The sequence below is a fragment of the Vogesella mureinivorans genome (assembly GCF_007644035.1).
GTDB classification, from domain to species: Bacteria; Pseudomonadota; Gammaproteobacteria; order Burkholderiales; family Chromobacteriaceae; genus Vogesella; species Vogesella mureinivorans.
Genome location: NZ_VMTV02000436.1, coordinates 1 through 392, shown reverse-complemented (window position 1 = coordinate 392; position 392 = coordinate 1). Strand labels below are relative to the sequence as shown.

At 71.4% G+C, this 392-nt stretch carries 1 protein-coding gene; it reads right to left on the bottom strand.

Annotated features, from left to right (window positions below):
* Positions 1–158: 158 nt before the first annotated feature.
* The coding region (locus tag FLQ44_RS11405) for a TonB-dependent receptor domain-containing protein (protein WP_147694465.1) at positions 159–392 on the bottom strand (234 nt) is incomplete at its 5' end.

Here is a 392-nt window from a genome sequence, read left to right as displayed (position 1 = left end):
GGCGGGTGAGCAGCATCCACAGGGCGAGCGCGGCCAGGGTCGGCAGCAGCGGCAGGGGCCGTTCGGACAGGGTCGAGTGCATGGTGTGCTCCCAGGACAAGGGGAAATCGAAGCGGAGCGGCGGCGCTCATCGAACGCCGCCGCGTGGGTGTCCGCGCTCAGCGCGGGCTGTAGCGCAGGCCGAGCATCCAGGTGCGGCCGGGCTGGTTGTAGAAGGCCGCGGTCTCGTACTGGCGATCGAGCAGGTTGCTGCCCGCGAGCTGCAGGCTCCAGTCCGGGTTCAGCGCCCAGCCGACGCGCAGGTCGACGGTGGCGTAGCCCGGCAGGCGGGTGAAGTTGCCGAGGTCGTCGTAGCGCGCGCTGGCGGCGAACAGGCTGGCACCGAGGCTGAA